At 71.8% G+C, this 18,843-nt stretch carries 14 protein-coding genes; 5 read left to right on the plus strand and 9 right to left on the minus strand.

Annotated features, from left to right (window positions below):
• Position 1: 1 nt before the first annotated feature.
• The 5 genes from AC1C2V_RS07580 to AC1C2V_RS07600 all read right to left on the minus strand — a co-directional run bounded on the left by AC1C2V_RS07580 (position 2) and on the right by AC1C2V_RS07600 (position 5,644).
• Complete coding sequence (locus AC1C2V_RS07580; protein WP_495388963.1) at positions 2-829, minus strand: ABC transporter ATP-binding protein; 828 nt, start codon at positions 827-829, stop codon at positions 2-4.
• The gene (locus AC1C2V_RS07585; RefSeq protein WP_495388964.1) at positions 826-1,746 is read right to left on the minus strand and encodes an ABC transporter ATP-binding protein; all 921 of its coding nucleotides are present in this window, start codon (positions 1,744-1,746) and stop codon (positions 826-828) included. Before AC1C2V_RS07585 ends, AC1C2V_RS07580 begins: the two co-directional genes overlap by 4 nt.
• Entirely contained in the window at positions 1,743-2,780 is a 1,038-nt protein-coding gene (locus AC1C2V_RS07590; RefSeq protein WP_495388965.1) for an ABC transporter permease, read from the minus strand. Before AC1C2V_RS07590 ends, AC1C2V_RS07585 begins: the two co-directional genes overlap by 4 nt.
• Complete coding sequence (locus AC1C2V_RS07595; RefSeq protein ID WP_495388966.1) at positions 2,773-3,765, minus strand: ABC transporter permease; 993 nt, start codon at positions 3,763-3,765, stop codon at positions 2,773-2,775. The genes AC1C2V_RS07590 and AC1C2V_RS07595 overlap by 8 nt, the downstream gene beginning before the upstream one ends.
• A gap of 130 nt (positions 3,766-3,895) precedes the next feature.
• Positions 3,896-5,644 (minus strand): ABC transporter substrate-binding protein, encoded by a 1,749-nt coding sequence (locus AC1C2V_RS07600; RefSeq protein ID WP_495388967.1) that lies wholly within the window; start codon positions 5,642-5,644, stop codon positions 3,896-3,898.
• Between the two features lie 250 nt (positions 5,645-5,894).
• Here AC1C2V_RS07600 and AC1C2V_RS07605 point away from each other — a divergent pair, with 250 nt between their 5' ends.
• Positions 5,895-6,335: a YybH family protein gene (locus AC1C2V_RS07605; RefSeq protein WP_495388968.1), complete on the plus strand. Its 441-nt coding sequence runs from the start codon at positions 5,895-5,897 to the stop codon at positions 6,333-6,335.
• Positions 6,336-6,403: 68 nt separating this feature from the next.
• Here AC1C2V_RS07605 and AC1C2V_RS07610 read toward each other — a convergent pair whose 3' ends face one another.
• The gene (locus tag AC1C2V_RS07610; protein WP_495388969.1) at positions 6,404-7,891 is read right to left on the minus strand and encodes an RNB domain-containing ribonuclease; all 1,488 of its coding nucleotides are present in this window, start codon (positions 7,889-7,891) and stop codon (positions 6,404-6,406) included.
• A 150-nt stretch (positions 7,892-8,041) separates the two neighbouring features.
• Between AC1C2V_RS07610 and AC1C2V_RS07615 the strand changes: the two genes are divergently transcribed.
• The gene (locus AC1C2V_RS07615; protein WP_495388970.1) at positions 8,042-10,273 is read left to right on the plus strand and encodes an NADP-dependent isocitrate dehydrogenase; all 2,232 of its coding nucleotides are present in this window, start codon (positions 8,042-8,044) and stop codon (positions 10,271-10,273) included.
• 160 nt (positions 10,274-10,433) lie between these two features.
• Here AC1C2V_RS07615 and AC1C2V_RS07620 read toward each other — a convergent pair whose 3' ends face one another.
• Positions 10,434-10,832, minus strand: a complete 399-nt coding sequence (locus AC1C2V_RS07620; protein WP_495388971.1) for a hypothetical protein — start codon at positions 10,830-10,832, stop codon at positions 10,434-10,436.
• 65 nt (positions 10,833-10,897) lie between these two features.
• Here AC1C2V_RS07620 and AC1C2V_RS07625 point away from each other — a divergent pair, with 65 nt between their 5' ends.
• Both AC1C2V_RS07625 and AC1C2V_RS07630 read left to right on the plus strand, forming a co-directional pair.
• The gene (locus AC1C2V_RS07625; RefSeq protein ID WP_495388972.1) at positions 10,898-11,374 is read left to right on the plus strand and encodes a hypothetical protein; all 477 of its coding nucleotides are present in this window, start codon (positions 10,898-10,900) and stop codon (positions 11,372-11,374) included.
• A gap of 136 nt (positions 11,375-11,510) precedes the next feature.
• On the plus strand, positions 11,511-13,331 hold the full coding sequence (locus tag AC1C2V_RS07630) for an FUSC family protein (protein ID WP_495388973.1): 1,821 nt from the start codon (positions 11,511-11,513) through the stop codon (positions 13,329-13,331).
• 851 nt (positions 13,332-14,182) lie between these two features.
• Here AC1C2V_RS07630 and gdhA read toward each other — a convergent pair.
• Positions 14,183-15,520: an NADP-specific glutamate dehydrogenase gene (gene gdhA, locus AC1C2V_RS07635; protein ID WP_495388974.1), complete on the minus strand. Its 1,338-nt coding sequence runs from the start codon at positions 15,518-15,520 to the stop codon at positions 14,183-14,185.
• A gap of 291 nt (positions 15,521-15,811) precedes the next feature.
• Between gdhA and AC1C2V_RS07640 the strand changes: the two genes are divergently transcribed.
• Complete coding sequence (locus tag AC1C2V_RS07640; RefSeq protein ID WP_495388975.1) at positions 15,812-16,297, plus strand: Dps family protein; 486 nt, start codon at positions 15,812-15,814, stop codon at positions 16,295-16,297.
• A gap of 108 nt (positions 16,298-16,405) precedes the next feature.
• Here AC1C2V_RS07640 and purL read toward each other — a convergent pair whose 3' ends face one another.
• Entirely contained in the window at positions 16,406-18,757 is a 2,352-nt protein-coding gene (gene purL, locus AC1C2V_RS07645) for a phosphoribosylformylglycinamidine synthase subunit PurL (RefSeq protein ID WP_495388976.1), read from the minus strand.
• Positions 18,758-18,843 lie beyond the last annotated feature (86 nt).

Here is an 18,843-nt window from a genome sequence, read left to right on the forward strand (position 1 = left end):
ACTAGGAAGCAGCGAGCTCCGCCCGCACCTCCTCGCGCAGCAGCCCGTGCCGCGACGGCTCGGGAGCAGCGGCGAGCAGCGTCTTCGTGTAGTCGTGCTGCGGGTTGAGGATGACCTCGTCGGACGGCCCCCGCTCCACGATGTCGCCCCGGTACATGACGAGGATCTCGTCGCTGAAGTGCCGCGCGGTGGCGAGGTCGTGGGTGATGTACAGGACGCCGAGGTTCTCCTCGCGCTGCAGACGGGCCATCAGGTTGAGGACGCCGAGGCGGATGGACACGTCGAGCATGGACACGGGCTCGTCGGCGACGAGGAACCGCGCGCCGGGTGCCAGCGCCCGGGCGATCGCGACTCGCTGCCGCTGCCCGCCGGACATCTCGTGGGGCCGCTTGGCGGCGTACACCTCGGCCGGGGTGAGGTTCACACGCTCCAGCAGCCCGTGCACGGCCGCGTCCGTCGCACTACCGGTCGCGACGCCGTGGATCTTCAGCGGCCGCTCCAGGTGGTGCGCCACCGTGTGGTATGGGTTCAGGGACGCGAACGGGTCCTGGAAGACCATCTGCACCTGGTGCCGGTACCCCGACAGCGCCCGGCCGCGGCGGCCGATGGGCGCGCCGTCGAGCAGGATCTCGCCGGTTGTCGGCGTCTCGAGCTGGGAGATCATCCGCGCCACGGTGGACTTGCCGGACCCGGACTCGCCGACGAGCGCGATGGTCCTGCCCGGCTCCAGGGTGAACGACACGTCGTTGACGGCACGCAGGATGCTGCTGCTGAGCCCGCTGCGGACCTTGAACTCCTTGACGAGGTTGCGGACCTCGAGGCTGGTCATGACGTCTCCCCCTCTGCGTCGTCCTGAGAGACGCCGGTGCGGACGAACGAGCCACGGTCGCCCGTGAGGCTCGGGAACGAGGCGAGCAGCTGCTTGGTGTACGGGTGCTGCGCGCGGGCGTAGATCGACTCGGCGGTGTCGAGCTCGACGATCTCGCCTTCCCGCATGACGGCGATGCGGTCGCTGATCTCGAGGAGCAGGGGCAGGTCGTGGGTGATGAACACGACGGCGAAGTTGAACCGCTCGCGCAGGCGCATGATCTCGCGCAAAATGCCACGCTGGACGACGACGTCGAGGGCCGTCGTCGGCTCGTCCATGATCATGACCTGCGGGTTGAGCGCCATCGCCATGGCGATCATCACGCGCTGGCGCATGCCCCCGGAGAGCTCGTGCGCGAAGCTCTCGAGCCGCGACGGGTCCACGCCGACGAGCTCCAGCAGCTCGGCCGAGCGCTCGGCCCGCTCCTTGCGGCCCACCTGCGGCCGGTGCGTGGTCAGCACGTCCTCGAGCTGCTTGCGCACGCTGATCACCGGGTTGAGCGAGTTCATCGCCCCCTGGAAGACCATCGACACCTTGTCCCAGCGGAAGGCACGCAACGAGTCGCCGGTGAGGCCGACGACGTCGATTTCGGTGCCGCCGGCGTCGTGGAAGGTGACGTCGCCGGAGCGCAGGATCGCGGGCGGCTTGAGCAGCCGGTTGAGCCCGTAGGCGAGCGTGGTCTTGCCGCAGCCGGACTCCCCGGCGAGGCCGAGGATCTCGCCCCGGTGCAGCGTGAGCGACACGTCGCGGACGGCCTCGACGGGCGGGTCCACCTCGTACTCGATGGAGACGTGGCGGGCGGTGAGGACCGGTTCGAGCCTGGCCACGTGCTCCGCGTGCGTGGCGGAGCTGAGCGGGGCGGTGGTGGTGGCGGTCATACGTCGACCCTCTCCTTCTGGTCGGCCTGATCGGCCTGATCGGCCTGATCGGCCTGGTCGACCACGGCGGCCCGCGCCGCGGCGGCGCGGCCGAGCTTGTCCTTGCCGGCCTTGCGGGCCTCGCGGACGCTCTTGGCCGCCGCCGGCGCGAGGCGCAGCTTCGGGTTGACGATCTCGTCGATCGCGAAGTTGAGGAGGGACAGGCCGGTCCCGAACGCGGCGATCATCACGCCCGGGGGCACGAACCACCACCAGGCGCCGCGGGTCAGCGCGCCGCCGCCCTGTGCCTCGTTCAGCATCGTGCCCCACGTGATCGAGCCGTTCGGGCCGAGGCCGAGGTAGGAGAGGCCGGCCTCGCCGAGGATCGCCAGCACGATCGCGAAGAGGAACTGCGCCGCCAGCAGCGGCAGCAGGTTCGGCAGCACCTCGACGAGGATCACCCGCGGCGTCTTCTCCCCCGCCACGCGGGCCGCGGCGACGTAGTCGCGCACCCGCAGCGAGCGCGCCTGCGAGCGCAGCACGACGGCGGGTCCGGCGAACGCCGTGATGCCGAGGATCAACGCCACCACCCACAGGCTGCGCACCTGCAGGTAGCTGGCGACGACGATCATGAGCGGCAGGCCGGGGATCACGAGCATGATCCCCGTGATCAGGGACAGGACCTCGTCGGTCCAGCCCCGCACGTACCCGGCGACGACGCCGAAGAACAGCGCGAGCACGATCGCGACGAGGCCCGCGGAGACGCCGACGATCAGCGAGCCCCGGGCGCCCTCGGCGAGCTGGGCGAGCACGTCGTAGCCGAGCGAGGTGGTGCCCAGCCAGTGGCCGGGCTGCGGGGGCAGCATGGCGTCGTTGCCCGAGCTGCGCGGGTCCTGCGTGATCCACGGCCCGACGACGGCGAAGAGGACGATCGCGCCGACCAGGATCAGGCCGGCGAGCAGCTTGCCCGACATCGAGGGCAGCATCTGACGGGCGCCGGAGCGCGCGGGCGTCGACTGAGGGGGCGTCGACGTGACGGTCTGCGGGTCAGTCATTGTGCCGGGTCCTCGGGTCGATGAAGCCGTAGACGAGGTCCATGAGGAACAGAGCCGCCAGGACCGCGAGAGTGATCACGAGGAACACGCCCTGCATCAGGGCGTAGTCGTTGTTGCGCACCGCGGTGATCATCAGCTTGCCGACACCGGGGTAGGTGAAGACCTGCTCCATGACGAGGGCCCCGGCGACGACGAACCCGAGGGACACCCCGAAGCCGGCCACCGACGGCAGCGCCGCGTTGCGCACGGCGTAGGTCATGAAGACGCGGCGCGGGCGCAGCCCCTTGGCCTCCGCCGTCGTGACGTAGTCCTCCGACAGCGTCGAGACCATCATGTTGCGCATGCCGAGCAGCCAGCCGCCCACTGACGAGATGACGATCGTCACGGCCGGCAGGAACGCGTGGTAGATGACGGAGCCGACGAACGCCCAGCTCAGCTCCGGTCCGTTGAAGTGGAAGACGTCGTAGGCACCGATGATCGGGAACCACTGCAGGCTCACGCTGAACGCGAAGATCAGCACGAGGGCGACCCAGAAGTACGGCAGCGACTGCAGCATCGTGGTGCTGGGGACCAGGCTGTCCACCCACGTGCCTCGCTTCCAGCCGGCGAAGGCGCCGAGCCCGACGCCGAGCACGAAGGAGATGAACGTGGCGGTGCCGACCAGGCCGAGGGTCCACGGCAGCGCGTCACCGATGAGCTCGGTGACCGGGGTGGGGAAATTCGTCACCGAGACGCCCAGGTTGCCGCGGAGCAGGTTGCCCCAGTAGGTGACGTACTGCTCCCACAGGGTCTGGTCCTCGGCCGCCCCGAGCAGGAGCCGGATGCTGTTCTCGACACCCGCCGGGATCTCGCCGGCGCGCTGCATCTTGGCCATGAGGATGGTGAACGGGTCACCGGGCAGCAGGCGCGGGATGAAGAAGTTCAGCGAGATGGCGGCCCAGAGCGTGACCGCGTAGAAGGCGATCCGCCTCAGGTAGAACTTCATGGGGTCGGGCCGCCCTTCGGTGTCCGGGGCATGCGGCTCCTCCTCGGTCGGTGCGTCACATCGTCGTGGTGCGGGCGTGCGGGTGACCGGCGGGCTGGGGCGCCCGCCGGTCACCGGTGTGGGACGGCCGTTACTCGGTGCCGCCGAGCTTGCTGAGGACGACGCCCGACGACGGGCCCTGCCAGGACGGCGGGAACATGTACATGTCCTCCTCCGTGGGCCAGCCCGTGAACTTCGTCGTGTTGAAGAACGTCTGGGTCGCGTTCACCACGATCGGGATGTACGGCAGGTCCTCGACGATGTTCTCCTGCACGGTGGCGAACGCCTCGGCCTTGGCGGCCTCGTCGTTCGTCTCGGACGCGGCCTGGACGGCCGCGTTCACGTCGGCGTTGTCGTAGCGGGAGATGTTCCACTCGCCCGGCTCCAGCGCCGTGCCGACCTTCTGCGTGTAGTCGCCGCTGAACCACTCGCGGTAGATCTGGAACGGGTCCGCGATCGAGGTGCCGACGAGGCCGCCCATGATCATCTCGAACTCGCCGGACACGCGGGAGTCGGCGAACTCGTTCCAGGAGATCGTCGACGCCGTGACCTTGAGGCCGGCCGCGCGGGCCTGCTCCTCGATGAGCTTGGCGGCGTTGTTGAAGTCCGACCAGCCGTCCACCGACGTGAGGGTCAGCTCGATCGGCTTGCCGTCCTTACCGTAGAAGCCGTCGGCGTCCTTGGTGTAGCCGGCGTCCTCGAGGAACGTCGCCGCCGCGGCGGTGTCGGCGGTCTGCGGCGACTCCTTCGGCATGCCGTCGGCGATCCACTTGTCGTCACGACCGAGCAGCGCGTACGTCGGCGAGATGGGCGTGGCGAGGCCGACGAACGCCTTCTCGGTGATCGCCGAGCGGTCGATCGCGGCGTCGAGCGCCTGCCGGACGGCCACGTCCGTCTGGGCGCCCTTGCAGCCGAGCTCCGTGTTGGAGCAGGTGTAGAGCACCACCGGGTCGACAGGGGTGTTGACGTAGCCGAACCCGCCCGTGGAGGTGACGCGCTCCGGGTCGGGCACGAACATGGTGGTCCAGTCGATCTCGCCCGTGGTGAGCAGGTCCTCCGCGGACTGGTTCGCGTCGATGCCGACGTAGCGCAGCGCCGCCACCTTGGGCTCGCCGCCCCAGTACTCGGGGTTGGCCTTGGCGGTGTACGCGGCGTTGGACGCCGTGTCGAGCATGTAGGGACCGGTGCCCACGGGGGCCTCGGCGTTGTCCCAGGCCACGAGGCCCGTGAGGGCGTTGCCCTCGGCGTCCTCGGCGGAGTCGCCCTCGTGCTCGGAGAACACGTGCTCCGGCACGATGTACGTGCTGCCCAGGATCGCGAACTCGTTCGCGTACGCGGGCCCGTCGAAGGAGAACACCACGGTGGACTCGTCCGACGCGACGGCGTCCTTGAGGTACGCCGGCTTGGCCGTCTCGTTGGTGAACGAGTAGACGACGTCGTCCGCGGCGAACGGCTCGCCGTCGTTCCACGTCACGTCCGGCCGGATCTTGACGGTCAGCTCGGTGCCGTCCTCGTTCCACTCGAACGACTCGGCGAGCAGGGGCGTGGGGTCGACGTCCTGCAGCTTGTTGTAGGCAAAGAGGGTCTCGTAGATGCCGCCGTTGGCCAGGTGCAGCACGCCGACGGAGTAGGGGTTGAAGTTGGGGGTGATCGGGGTCTGGGAGCCCGCCCAGACCACGAGCTCCTGGTCGGTGGCCTTGCCCTCGGCCGCGGGGGCGCCGGACTCGCCACCCTCGCCGCCGCCTCCCTCGGACCCGGAGCACCCGGCTGCCAGGAGGGTCACGCTCGTCAGCGCGGCGGCCACCATCAGCCACCGGCCTCGCGTCGTACGTCGGTTCATCGTGGGTCCTTCCGGTCGGCGGCGCCCCGTCGCGCCGCGGTGGTACCGCAATGGCCGTAGGGAAGGCACCCTAACGAATAGGCCCGGGGTCGCCGCTAGAGGTTGAATCGTTATAAGGCAGGAGTGTTATCAAAACGTCATCTCGGATCCGGCGCGTCGCCGTGGCACGCGGGGGCGTCACACCCCGCGGGGCTGCGTCGTCGTCCGGGTGAGGACCCGCACCACCACCCGAGGGAAGGGACGAGCACCGATGTCTGTGCAGCACGAGGCCGACGAGGCCGCGATCCGCCAGCAGGTCGACGCCATCGCCGAGGGCCTCCGGGCCAAGGATCTCGAGGCGCTGCGGGCGCTCTACGCGCCCGACGTCGTCTCGTTCGACATCGAGCCGCCCCTGCAGCACGTCGGCATCGACGCGAAGCTGCGGAACTGGGCGAACGTCTTCACGGCCTTCCAGGACGTGCGCTACGAGGTCCGCGACCTGACCCTCGCCGTCGACGGGCGCGTCGCCTTCGGGTACGCCTTCGGCCGCCTCAGCGGCACCCTGCAGGGCGGGACGACGACCCCCGGCATGTGGGTCCGCGCCACCTTCGGCTTCCGCAAGGTCGACGGACGTTGGCTGATCGCACACGACCAGGTCTCCGTGCCGTTCGACCTCCGGAGCGGCGCGGGCGTGACCGACCTCGAGCCCTGACCTTCGAGAACTCGATCGGAGGTGGGACGAGGCCCGATGGCGCGAGAGGCCGCGCGCAGGAAGAGCGGTCAGCCCAGGGTGAAGAGCACCCGGCGCTCCGGCACGGACGCCTCGGCCAGGGTCGCGCGGACGCGCTCCCCCAGCGGCAGCTCGGCGCCCTCCACCCGGGCCCGAACGGCCGGCTCGCGCAGCATCACCTCGCCGCGCTGCGCGGCGCCCTCCTTCTTGCTCTCGTGCACGTCGACGACGACGCCGTCGAAGGCCTCGCCCTCGTGGCCGGCGAGCAGCGCCGCCTCGACGATGTCGACGCACCCGCGCTCGAACGCGCCGGCCGTGCGCCCGGCCTCCGTCATCGTGGCGGGCAGACCCGGCAGCGCGTCCGTCACCCAGCCGGGCACGTCGCGGCCGGCGGCGTGCGCGAGGCACACCTCGGTGGCGTACCGGTCGGCCAGACGACGCAGCGGCGCCGTGACGTGGGCGTACTCGGCGGCGATCGCGGCGTGCCGCGCGTCGGCGGGCAGCGCGACCGGCGCCCCGCCGTCCGGCCCCGGCACACCGAACGCCAGGTAGCCCGCGCCGCGGAACAGCGTGGTCGCCTCGGCGAGGAAGGCCGCGTGGGCGGGTCGTCGCGACTCGAGCGTGGGGATCAGCTGCGCGTAGGGGACGTCCTCGAGCCAGTCGATGCCGAGCGCCGCGGCCGTCCGGCGCAGGCGCGCGATGTCGCGCTCGTCGGCCGGGGGCAGCGTGCGCAGGAGGCCGATCCCCGCCTCCCGCATCATCGCCGCCGCGGCGATCCCGGTGAGGAGCGAGATCTGCGCGTTCCACCCCTCGACGGGCAGCGTGCGGCGCAGCTCCAGCGAGAACGAGCCGTCCTTCTGCGGCAGGATCTCCTGCTCGGGCACCTCCAACGACACCCCGCCACGGTCACGCTCCCGTGCCTGGCGCAGCCGCCCGACGTCGGCCAGCAGCGCCAGCGACTCCGTGGCCTGCCCGGCATCGAGCGCGGCCTGCGCCTCGCCGTAGGTGAGCCGGTCCCGGGACCGGACCGTCGCCCTCGTCACCGAGGCACTGGTGACCTCCCCGTCCCCGTCCAGGCCGATGGTCCACAGGACGGCGGGGCGGTCCTCGTCGGGCAGCAGGCTCGCCGCGCCCTCCGAGAGCACCGTCGGGTGCAGCGGTGTACGCACGTCCGGGCCGTAGACCGTGGCGCCGCGGCGATGGGTCTCCTCGTCGAGGGCGCCGCCCGGCCGCACGAACGCGGCGACGTCGGCGATCGCGTACCGCACGATGTAGCCGCTACCCGACGACGCGACGTGCACGGCCTGGTCGAGGTCCATCGAGCCGGGCGGGTCGATCGTCACGAGCTCGACGTCGCGCCGGTCCTGCTCGGCGCCCTCGACCGGCGCAGATCCCCCGGCGGCCGCCGACTCCTCGGCCTCCTCCCGGACGGCGGTCGGGAACATCGCAGGCAGGCCGACCTCGGCACGGAGAGCGGCGAGGGCGTCGGCGACCTCGGCCGGCCCGGCGAGGGCGAGATGGAGCTGACGCGTCGGCACGGCTCGACGGTAACGGCGCACCGCCGACGGCGCGCGGCGGGGCGCGACGCCGTGTGCGCGACCCGTTTTCGACAGGCTCCGCCGCCGACAGATATCTTGATGTCAAACAATCTTTCGTCCACCACTGCCCTGCCTAGGGAGCATCGCCGCATGACCACCGAGTCCCGGCCCGAGGCCGCCACGATCATCTACACCCACACCGACGAGGCGCCGCTGCTCGCGACCTACTCGTTCCTCCCGATCGTCGAGGCGTACGCCGCCCAGGCCGGGGTCCGGCTCGAGACGCGCGACATCTCGCTCGCCGGGCGCATCCTCGCCCAGTTCCCGGAGCGCCTCGCCGACGACCAGCGCGTGCCCGACGACCTCGGCGAGCTCGGCGCGCTGGCCACCACCCCCGAGGCCAACATCATCAAGCTGCCGAACATCTCGGCGTCGACGCCGCAGCTCAAGGCCGCCGTGGCCGAGCTGCAGGCCCAGGGCTACGACATCCCGGACTACCCGGAGGACCCGCAGACCGACGCCGAGAAGGACGTGCGCGCCCGCTACGACAAGACCAAGGGCTCCGCGGTCAACCCGGTGCTGCGCGAGGGCAACTCGGACCGCCGCGCCCCCGCCTCGGTGAAGAACTACGCCAAGGCGCACCCGCACCGCATGGGCGCCTGGTCGGGCGAGTCGAAGACGAACGTCGCGACGATGGGCCACGACGACTTCTTCGCCAACGAGAAGTCCGTCGTCATCCCCGCCGACGACACGCTGACCATCCGCCTCGTCACCCCCGCGGGCACCACGGTGCTCAAGGACGGGCTGAAGGTCGAGGCGGGCGAGGTCGTCGACGCGACCTTCCTGTCTGTGGCCGCGCTGAACACCTTCCTCGCCGAGCAGATCGCCCGGGCCAAGGCCGAGGGTGTGCTGTTCTCCGCCCACCTCAAGGCCACGATGATGAAGGTCTCCGACCCGATCATCTTCGGCCACGTGGTGCAAGCGTTCTTCCCCGCCCTCTTCGCGCAGTACGGCGACCAGCTCAAGGCCGCGGGCATCTCGCCCAACGACGGCCTCGGTGGGCTCCTCGCCGCCGTCGACAAGCTGCCCGACGGCGCGGCGATCAGGGCCGCCGTCGAGCAGGGCCTCGCGGACGGGCCGGCGCTCGCCATGGTCGACTCCGACCGCGGCATCACCAACCTGCACGTGCCGTCCGACGTCATCATCGACGCGTCCATGCCGGCGATGATCCGCGGCGGCGGCCACATGTGGGGCCCGGACGGCAAGGAGCACGACACCCTCGCCGTCATCCCCGACTCGTCGTACGCGGGCGTATACCAGACCGTCATCGACGACTGCCGCGTGCACGGCGCCCTCGACCCGGCCACGATGGGCTCGGTGCCCAACGTGGGCCTCATGGCCAAGAAGGCCGAGGAGTACGGCTCGCACGACAAGACGTTCGAGATCCCCGCGGACGGCACGGTCGAGGTCGTGAACGGGGCCGGCGACGTGCTGCTGAGCCACGACGTCCAGGCCGGCGACATCTGGCGCGCCTGCACCACCAAGGACGTCGCGATCCGCGACTGGGTCAAGCTCGCCGTCACGCGCGCCCGCGCCACCGGCGACCCCGCCGTGTTCTGGCTGGACGCGCGGCGCGCCCACGACGCGCAGCTCATCACCAAGGTGGAGGAGTACCTGGGCGACCACGACACCGACGGCCTGGACATCCACGTCATGGCGCCGGCCGAGGCGACCGCGTTCTCACTCGCGCGCATCCGCAAGGGCCTGGACACCATCTCGGTGACGGGCAACGTGCTGCGCGACTACAACACGGACCTGTTCCCGATCCTCGAGCTGGGCACGTCGGCCAAGATGCTGTCCGTGGTGCCGCTGATGAACGGCGGCGGCCTGTTCGAGACCGGCGCGGGCGGCTCGGCCCCGAAGCACGTGCAGCAGCTCCTCGCGGAGAACTACCTGCGCTGGGACTCGCTCGGCGAGTTCTTCGCGCTCGCCGCGTCGTTCGAGCACCTCGCCGGAGCCACCGACAACCCGCGCGCCCAGGTGCTCGCGGACACGCTCGACCGCGCCACCGGCACGTTCCTCGACCGGGACAAGTCCCCGACGCGCCGCGTGGGCGGCATCGACAACCGCGGCTCGCACTTCTACCTGGCGCTCTACTGGGCGCAGGAGCTGGCGGCGCAGTCGGACGACGCCGAGCTGGCCGCCGCGTTCGGCCCGCTGGCCGCGGCGCTCGCCGAGCAGGAGTCCACGATCGTGGACGAGCTCGTCGGCGTGCAGGGCTCGCCCGCCGACGTGGGCGGCTACTACCGCCCCGACCCGGCCAAGGCCACCGCGGTGATGCGCCCGTCCGCCACGTTCAACACGGCGCTCGAGGCCATCTGACGCCGAGATAGAGAGGGCCCTCCGCCGAGATAGAGAAGGCGGACCCGCGAGATAGAGAAGCTCGGACGCGACCCCAGCCGGCTGGGGTCGCGTCCGGGCTTCTCTATCTCGCGGGTCCGCCTTCTCTATCTCGGCGTTCCGGGTTCTCTATCTCGGCGGGTCACCAGTTCCAGCCGCGGGAGCTGAGCTCGAGCTCCTCCCGGAGCCGCTCGGCCGCCTCGGCCCGCTGGTCGGCCCGCAGCGGCGGGTCCTGGACGGTGAGCCCGGACAGGCGGCAGGCCTCGCGCAGGAGGGCGTCGTAGGCACACTGCACTGCCCGCCAGTGGTGCGCCCGGGCGAAGACGTCGGGGTCGTCGGTCAGCCGTCGCAGCTCCCCGGCCAGCTCGCCGAGCCGCACCTGGAGCGCCAGCGTGACCAGCGGGTCCGCGGTCGCGGCTCGACGGCGCAGGTCGCGCCGCGCCACGGCCTCGCGGTGGGCGTCCGAGCTGGTCCACGACCGTGCGGCGACCGCCGCCACGAGCACGGTCGCCACCACCAGGAAGACCAGCTGCCACGTCATCGGAGCACCCCCACCGCTCGATTTCAGCCTAGGCCGGGAGCGCGCCGCACGCGACAATCTGCGACATGTCCGTGACCCGCCGGATCTGGGCGGCGCTCGCCGGGCTCGCGACGCTGCTGCTGTCCGCGTGCGCGTCTCCCATGCCCTCGCACGCCCAGGGGCCGGCGCCACTGCTCGCGGCACCCGCGGCGGGCGTCTCGGGCGGCGTGGAGATCGGTGGCCGGCGGGTCGAGGTCCACGTCCCGCCGGGCTACGACCCGGCCGACCCCGTGCCGCTGCTCGTGGTGCTGCACGGCCTCGGCTCCGACCCGGTCCGCGTGGACGCCCAGCTCGGGCTCCAGGACGAGGCCGCCGACCGCGGCATCCTCTACGCCCTCCCGGTCGGCACCCGAGGCAGCGACGGCCGCCGGTTCTGGGACGCCACCGACGCCTGCTGCAACACCGTGCTGCCCGAGCTCCGTCGTGGTGAGCGGGCCACGAGTGGTGAGGGCGTGCAGGATCTCGGTCCGCGCACGGTTGCCGATCGTCTCAATGGCTCCTGACACCTCCTCGGGCACTCCTGGTGGCTCGATGAGTCGGGGCATGGCCTGAATGATGCCGGATGCCGCGCATGGCGGCCCCTGCACTTCCGCCGTACCTTCGAGGGATGACCGGCACAAACACCTCCGAGGAGGGCCCGTGAAGGGTTCTGGCAAGACCGAGACGCCCAAGCGCCCCCCGGGCAGCCCGATGCTGATCGTGCTGATGATCATCGTGGTCCTCCCGTCCGTGCTGCTCGCCGATTCATGGGGGGCTGGCTCGGTGGGGATCATCGGCGGCCTGACGGGCATGTTCGCACTGGTGGCGTTCATGGGCGGTCCGCTCCGGGCCGACCTCCGCATCGCTGCGGTGATGGGCCCGCTGCTGATCTTCGCCGCGGCCGTCCCGCGCCTGGTGGCCGAGACCTCGCGCCCCGCGGCGATCGCGCTCGTCGTGGTGCTCGTGTTCGTGGCCGCACTGCTTCCCCTGCTCGGCCCACGCTTCGGCAACGCGGGGATGGGGCTGGGGATGGCCACGGTGTTCGGCTACGGCTACGCGCCGATGGGTGGGGCCGATCATCGGCAGGTGTTCGCGGCGGCCGTCGCGGGGGTCGCCGTGGCGCTCCTCCTGCGCATCCTGATGGGGATCTCGGACCCTTCCAAGCAGACCCGCGAGCAGGTCGCCGCGGTCCTCGTCGCCGACGATCCGAGCGCCGCCACCGCCACCGCGTTCGGCACCTGGCTCAGCGACGGCAGGCGGCGCTGGCTCGCGGACGCGCTCGAGGGGGCCTCGCGCTACCGCCTGGCCCTGCACACGGCAGACCTCGCGGCGGCGGGCGGCCCCGACGACGCCGCGCTCCGAGGGCGGGCTCACGAGCTGGCCGAAGAGATGGGGGCCAAGCCCCGGCGGGACAAGCCCGTCAAGGCACCGTTGCCCTCGCCGGCATCAGCGGTCACCGAGACCCCCTTCACCGACGCCTCGCGTGCCCTGGACTCCGTCGAGCAGGCGATCCAGAAGCGCGACACCACCAGGGTCACGCTCGATCGAGACCGACGCCACCAGCTCCAGGACGCGGTGCTGCACCCCACGGCCAGGCTGCAGTCCATCCAGGTCCGGCACGCGTTCCGCACTGCGCTCGCAGTGCTGCTGATGCTGCTGATCACGTCCGGCCTGGAACGGGGCGACCCCCTGGTTTCCACCGTGCTGCTGACCACCTTCAGCATCCTCCAGGCCAGCTGGGGCGGCACCGTGACCAAGGCGAGGAACAAGATCATCGGCCTGGTCTCCGGCTCGCTCACGGTCGCGGTGGTCCTGCTGGTCGTCCCGTCGCAGTACCTCACCCTGGTCGCGGTCATCGCCCTGTGCCTGGGGCTGTGGTACATCGTCACCCGCCCGGCGCTGGGCAGCGCATTCATGGTCGTCGTCAGCGTCGGCTTCAACTCCGTGACCCGTGACCTGAACGCGGTCGACCTCCTCCTGCAGTACGTGGGGCTCACCCTGAGCGCGGTGCTGGTCGGACTGGTCCTCGGTTTCGCCGTGATCCCGGGCTTCCGGCCCCCGCCCCTGCGACGACGTATCGAGACCGCGACCGAGGCCACCGCGACCGCGCTCCGTGCCTCGTCGGGAAGGACCGGTCCACAGCAGCCCGAGGAGATCACCTTGCTCCGGGACGCCGTACGCCTGCAGGACGAGCTGGTGCCTGACCGCGACCAGCTCGACGACAAACAGCTCTCCGAGCTCGACACGCTGCGCAACGGGTTGCGCGACCTGACCGTCCTGGCCGACGCCACGGAGCTGACCCGCGGCGAGCTCGACCAGGTCCTCCAGGCGTTGAGCCCCGATGACCCGACGGGCGGGAACGAGCCCGACGGCACGGCCCCCGAGACCTCGGGCGCAGCGTCCTCGACCCTGTGGGACCTGGCCCAGCGGGCCGGCTCGGCCGAGCGGTACCTGCTGCGAACGCTGCCGGTCCACGCCTGAGCCGGCTCTCGCGGTCTCGCCTCACGGGCGAGCGACCGCCTCCTCGACGGTCACACCCCCTCGAGGCGGTCCAGCAGCTCGACCTGCCCCGCGACCACCAGCTCGCGCGCCCGCGCGAGCGGCACCCACGCGACCCCGGTCGAGCTCCAGGAAGGTCGCCGTCCGCCCCGAACGCGGCGGCCACTCCATCTCGAACGTGTTGCTCGTCGGCTGCTGCTCGCCGAGGCGGCCGGCGACGGGCTCCGCACCGGAGTCACCGTCACCGGGCTGGGCGACGACGTCGGGGGACGCCCGACCGTGCTGCTCTCCGACGGCACCAAGGAGACGGGTGACCTCGTCGTCGGGGCCGACGGCGCCCACTCGGTCGTGGCGCAGCACCTGGCCGGGGGGCCGACCAACCACCCCGCCGGGATCATCGGCTTCTCGGGCCGCACCTCGAGCGCCGACCTCAGCGCCGGGGAGCGTGCCCGGCTCGGGCCCCGGTCGAGTATGGCGATGGGCCCCCACGGGGCGGGCCTCTACGTCGGCTTCCTCGACCCCGCGGGCAACGCGGTCCTCGACGCCCTGCTCGACCGGTTCACGCGGGAGGGCTGGCGACCTCCTGGACAGGCTCCGGACCGTCCGCAGCGGGGACACCGCCCTGCGCGTCGCGATCAGCGACTACGAGGCCGGCCTCCGCACGCGCGGCGCGGAGGTCCTCACCCTCGCGATGAAGACCGTGCGGTGGATGCTGGCCACCGACGGCCGGTTCGGAGCGCCGGCGACCGTCGCCGCACTCCCGGCCCTCGCGGCGCTCCACCGGGTCCGCCGAGCAGGATGACGCCCGGCGCGGCGACCGCTTCGCCGTCGGCTCAGACGACGCCGAAGGCGATCATCGCGTCGGCCACATGCGTGAAGCCGGCGATGTTGGCCCCGGCCACGTAGTCGCCGGGGGCGTCGTACTCGTCGGCGGTGGCGAGGCAGCGGTCGTGGATGCCGGTCATGATCTCGGCGAGCCGGGACTCGGTGTGCTCGAAGCTCCAGGAGTCGCGGGAGGCGTTCTGCTGCATCTCCAGCGCCGACGTCGCCACGCCGCCCGCGTTCGCGGCCTTGCCCGGGCCGAACAGGACGCCGGCCTCCCGCAGCAGGGCGACGGCCTCGGGGGTGGTCGGCATGTTGGCGCCCTCGGCGACGGCGCGCACGCCGTTCGCGACGAGCCGCTTGGCGTCGGCCTCGGTGAGCTCGTTCTGCGTGGCGCACGGCAGCGCAACGTCGGTCGGGATGTCCCAGAGGCTGCCCCCGGTGACCAGGCGGGCACCGGGGCGGCGGCCCACGTAGTCCGACACACGGCCGCGCTCGACCTCCTTGATCTCCTTGAGCAGGTCGAGGTCGACGCCCGCCTCGTCGACGACGTACCCGGACGAGTCGGAGAAGGTGATGACGCGGCCGCCGAGCTGCCGCGCCTTCTCGGCCGCGTAGATCGCGACGTTGCCCGAACCGGACACGGACACGCGGCGGCCGTCGAGGCTCTCCCCCGCGGTGCCGAGCATGCTCTGCGCGAAGAGGACCGCGCCGTAGCCCGTGGCCTCACGCCGCACGAGCGATCCGCCCCAGGTGAGGCCCTTGCCGGTGAGCACGCCGGACTCGTACCGGTTGGTGATGCGCTTGTACTGGCCGAAGAGGTAGCCGATCTCGCGGGAACCCACGCCGATGTCGCCGGCGGGGACGTCCGTGTACTCGCCGATGTGCCGGTAGAGCTCGGTCATGAACGACTGGCAGAACCGCATGATCTCGCCGTCGGAGCGGCCCCGCGGGTCGAAGTCCGACCCGCCCTTGCCGCCGCCGATCGGCAGACCGGTGAGCGCGTTCTTGAAGATCTGCTCGAAGCCGAGGAACTTCACGATCCCCAGGTACACCGACGGGTGGAAGCGCAGGCCGCCCTTGTACGGGCCGAGCGCGGAGTTGTACTCGACGCGGAAGCCGCGGTTGATCCGCACGCGGCCCGTGTCGTCCACCCACGCGACGCGGAAGATGATCTGCCGTTCGGGCTCGCAGATGCGCTCGAGGACGGCGGCCTCCACGTACTGCGGGTTCTTGCGCAGCACCGGGCCCAGCGACTCGAAGACCTCCCGGACCGCCTGGTGGAACTCCACCTCACCCGGGTTGCGGCGCAGCACCTCGGCGAACACGGGCTGCAGACGGTCTTCCATCGTTCCTCCTCAGGATCGGCCTCGTCCGGGCCGCCCGGCGCCCGTCGCGGGCGCGGCAGGGCACGGGGTAGCCGTCGCAGCCTAACCGGGGAGCGAGAACCCATCTCACCTCGTGGTCACCGGTGGGCACCGGTGGGCACCGCGACACCGCGGGCGAGGCCCCACCAAGGATCGCCTCGCCTTGCTGGCGGACGTGCAGGGCGACACCTAGTCTGGAATGGTTCAAGAAAATCGGCCCCGGGTTCCTGCCGCGACACGTCGCGGCATCCACCCGAGAGAGTGAGGAGCATCATGTCCGCACCGACGATCCGCCGCGAGACGCCCCGTGTCGAGGCCTCCCAGAAGCTGCGCGCCCACCTGCAGCGCGTACTCGTCGCCCTGGTCGACCTGCACGTCCAGGGAAAGCAGGCGCACTGGAACGTCACGGGCCGAGGCTTCCGCGACCTGCACCTGCAGCTCGACGAGCTGGTCGACGTCGCGCGCGAGCACAGCGACGCCGTCGCCGAGCGGCTCCGCGCCCTCCAGGCCGTGCCCGACGGCCGCACCGAGACCGTCGCCACGACGACCGACCTCTCGCCGTACCCGGCCGGGCTGGTGTCCGTCTCGGATACGGTCGACGCGATCGTCGAGCGCGTCGCGCAGACCGTCGAGGTGGCCCGCGAGGTCCACGACGACGTCGACGCCGAGGACCCGACCTCGGCCGACCTGCTGCACGAGATCATCACCGACCTCGAGAAGCAGGCGTGGATGATCTCGTCCGAGAACGACGAGGTCTGACAGCAACGAGGTCTGACAGGAACGCCAGGCCCCAGGCCTGGAACACGACGGCGCGGCCCCCGGACGGGGACCGCGCCGTCGGCGTCTCGGCGGCCGCAGCCGCCGTCCTCAGCCGAAGATGCGGGGCAGCGTGGCCTCGTGCGCGTCGCGAGCCTCGGTGAGCGGGATCGCGAAGGTCTCGCCGTCGAACCCGCCCGCCACGACCAGCTCCGTGCCGCCCGTGTGCCCGAGCCTCAGCACCGGCACGCCGGCGGCCTCGGCCACCGCGACCAGCTCGGTCTCGTTCTCGGCGTCCACGGCCACGAGGGCCCGGGCGGTCGTCTCGCTGAACAGCGCGGCGAACGGCGAGACGCGGTCGCGCCCTGTGACGCCGTCCACGGCGACCGACGCTCCGACGCCGAAACGCAGCGACGCCTCGAGCAGGGCCTGCACGAGGCCGCCCTCGGACAGGTCGTGCGACGCGGCGCCCAGGCCCTGCTCGCGGGCCACGATCAGCACGGACGCCAGCGCCCGCTCGGCAGCGAGGTCCACGCGCGGCGGCAGCCCGCCCAGGTGCCCGTGCTCGACGTCGGCCCACGCGGAGCCGTCGAGCTCGTCGGCGGTGGTGCCGAGCAGCAGGATCGTCAGGTCCCCCGCCCGCCAGCCGGAGGGCACGGCGGTGCGGACGTCGTCGAGCACGCCGAGCACACCGACCACGGGGGTCGGGTGGATCGAGGAGTCGATCTGGCCCGGCTCGCCGGTCCCGTTGTACAGCGACACGTTGCCGCCCGTGACCGGCACGCCGAGCTCCTGGCACGCGTCGGCCAGGCCCTCGATCGCCTCGACCAGCTGCCACATCGAGTCCGGGTGCTCGGGCGAGCCGAAGTTGAGGCAGTCGGTCACCGCGAGCGGCGTGGCGCCCGCCGTGGCGACGTTGCGGTACGCCTCCGCGAGCGCGAGCTGGGCGCCCGCGCGCGGGTCGAGCTTGCCGTAGCGGCCGTTCGCGTCCGTCGCGAGCGCGACTCCGCGGCCGGTGGCCTCGTCGACGCGCACCACGCCGCCGTCGTCGGGCTGGGCGAGCGCGGTGTTGCCCTGCACGAAGCGGTCGTACTGGTCGGTGACCCACGCCTTCGAGGCGAGGTTCGGCGAGGCGAGCAGCTTCAGTGCGGTGGCGCGCAGCTCGACGGCGGACGTCGGGCGGGCCAGCCCGGCGGCCACGGTCGTGTCCGCCTGCAGGCCGTCCTGCCAGGCCGGGCGCTCGTACGGGCGCTCGTAGACCGGGCCCTCGTGCGCCACGGTGCGGGGGTCGACGTCGACGATGCGCTGGCCGTGGTGGTCGATCGTGAGCCGGCCGGAGCCGTTGACCTCGCCGACCACGGCCGTCTCGACGTCCCACTTGCCGGTGATCGCGAGGAACTCGTCGAGCTTCTCCGGCGTGACGACCGCCATCATGCGCTCCTGCGACTCCGACATGAGGATCTCGCCGGCGTTGAGCGTGGGGTCGCGCAGCAGCACGTCGTCGAGCCACACGTGCATGCCGCCGTCGCCGTTCGAGGCCAGCTCGCTGGTGGCGCAGGAGATGCCCGCCGCGCCGAGGTCCTGGATGCCCTCGACCACCTGGGCCGCGTAGAGCTCCAGGCAGCACTCGATGAGCACCTTCTCCATGAAGGGGTCACCCACCTGCACGCTCGGCCGCTTGGCCGGGACGCCGTCCTCGAAGGTCTCCGACGCGAGGATCGACGCGCCGCCGATGCCGTCGCCGCCCGTGCGCGCGCCGAAGAGGATGACCTTGTTGCCCGCGCCGGTCGCGTTGGCCAGGTGGATGTCCTCGTGCCGCAGCACGCCGAGGCACAGGGCGTTGACCAGCGGGTTGCCCTGGTACGAGGCGTCGAAGACGAGCTCGCCGCCGATGTTCGGCAGGCCCAGGCTGTTGCCGTAGCCGCCGACGCCGCTCACCACGCCGTGCACGACGCGCGCCGTGTCGGGGTGGTCCACGGCGCCGAAGCGGAGCTGGTCCATGACGGCGACGGGCCGCGCGCCCATCGAGATGATGTCGCGCACGATGCCGCCGACGCCGGTCGCGGCGCCCTGGTAGGGCTCGACGAACGACGGGTGGTTGTGCGACTCGACCTTGAAGGTCACTGCCCAGCCGTCGCCGACGTCGACGACTCCAGCGTTCTCGCCGATGCCGACGAGCAGGTGCTCCTTCATCTCCTCGGTGACCCGGTCACCGAACTTCTTCAGGTGCACCTTGGACGACTTGTACGAGCAGTGCTCGGACCACATCACCGAGTACATGGCCAGCTCGGCGGCCGTGGGGCGACGCCCCAGGAGGTCGCGGATGCGCTGGTACTCGTCCGGCTTGAGGCCGAGCTCCGCGAACGGCTGCGCCTCGGCGGGCGTGGACGCGGCGCGCTCGACGGTGTCGAGCTGCGGGCGGTCGGCGGACACGGCTTCGGCGCTCTCGGCAGCGGTGGTCATCAACTTCCCTCGGGTCGCGCGAGTACTCAATGCTCAAGCCTCGGACCGGGTGATCACCGCACCGCGAGGGTGCCGGCATCCGGCGT

Source organism: Isoptericola sp. Y541 (assembly GCF_059445465.1).

Bases quoted from the DNA above. Each gene is read 5' to 3' on its own strand.
- AC1C2V_RS07580 (WP_495388963.1), bottom strand. From the start codon at position 829: ATGACCAGCCTCGAGGTCCGCAACCTCGTCAAGGAGTTCAAGGTCCGC.
- AC1C2V_RS07585 (WP_495388964.1), bottom strand. From the start codon at position 1,746: ATGACCGCCACCACCACCGCCCCGCTCAGCTCCGCCACGCACGCGGAG.
- AC1C2V_RS07590 (WP_495388965.1), bottom strand. From the start codon at position 2,780: ATGACTGACCCGCAGACCGTCACGTCGACGCCCCCTCAGTCGACGCCC.
- AC1C2V_RS07595 (WP_495388966.1), bottom strand. From the start codon at position 3,765: ATGAAGTTCTACCTGAGGCGGATCGCCTTCTACGCGGTCACGCTCTGG.
- AC1C2V_RS07600 (WP_495388967.1), bottom strand. From the start codon at position 5,644: ATGAACCGACGTACGACGCGAGGCCGGTGGCTGATGGTGGCCGCCGCG.
- AC1C2V_RS07605 (WP_495388968.1), top strand. From the start codon at position 5,895: ATGTCTGTGCAGCACGAGGCCGACGAGGCCGCGATCCGCCAGCAGGTC.
- AC1C2V_RS07615 (WP_495388970.1), top strand. From the start codon at position 8,042: ATGACCACCGAGTCCCGGCCCGAGGCCGCCACGATCATCTACACCCAC.
- AC1C2V_RS07620 (WP_495388971.1), bottom strand. From the start codon at position 10,832: ATGACGTGGCAGCTGGTCTTCCTGGTGGTGGCGACCGTGCTCGTGGCG.
- AC1C2V_RS07625 (WP_495388972.1), top strand. From the start codon at position 10,898: ATGTCCGTGACCCGCCGGATCTGGGCGGCGCTCGCCGGGCTCGCGACG.
- gdhA (WP_495388974.1), bottom strand. From the start codon at position 15,520: ATGGAAGACCGTCTGCAGCCCGTGTTCGCCGAGGTGCTGCGCCGCAAC.
- AC1C2V_RS07640 (WP_495388975.1), top strand. From the start codon at position 15,812: ATGTCCGCACCGACGATCCGCCGCGAGACGCCCCGTGTCGAGGCCTCC.
- purL (WP_495388976.1), bottom strand. From the start codon at position 18,757: ATGACCACCGCTGCCGAGAGCGCCGAAGCCGTGTCCGCCGACCGCCCG.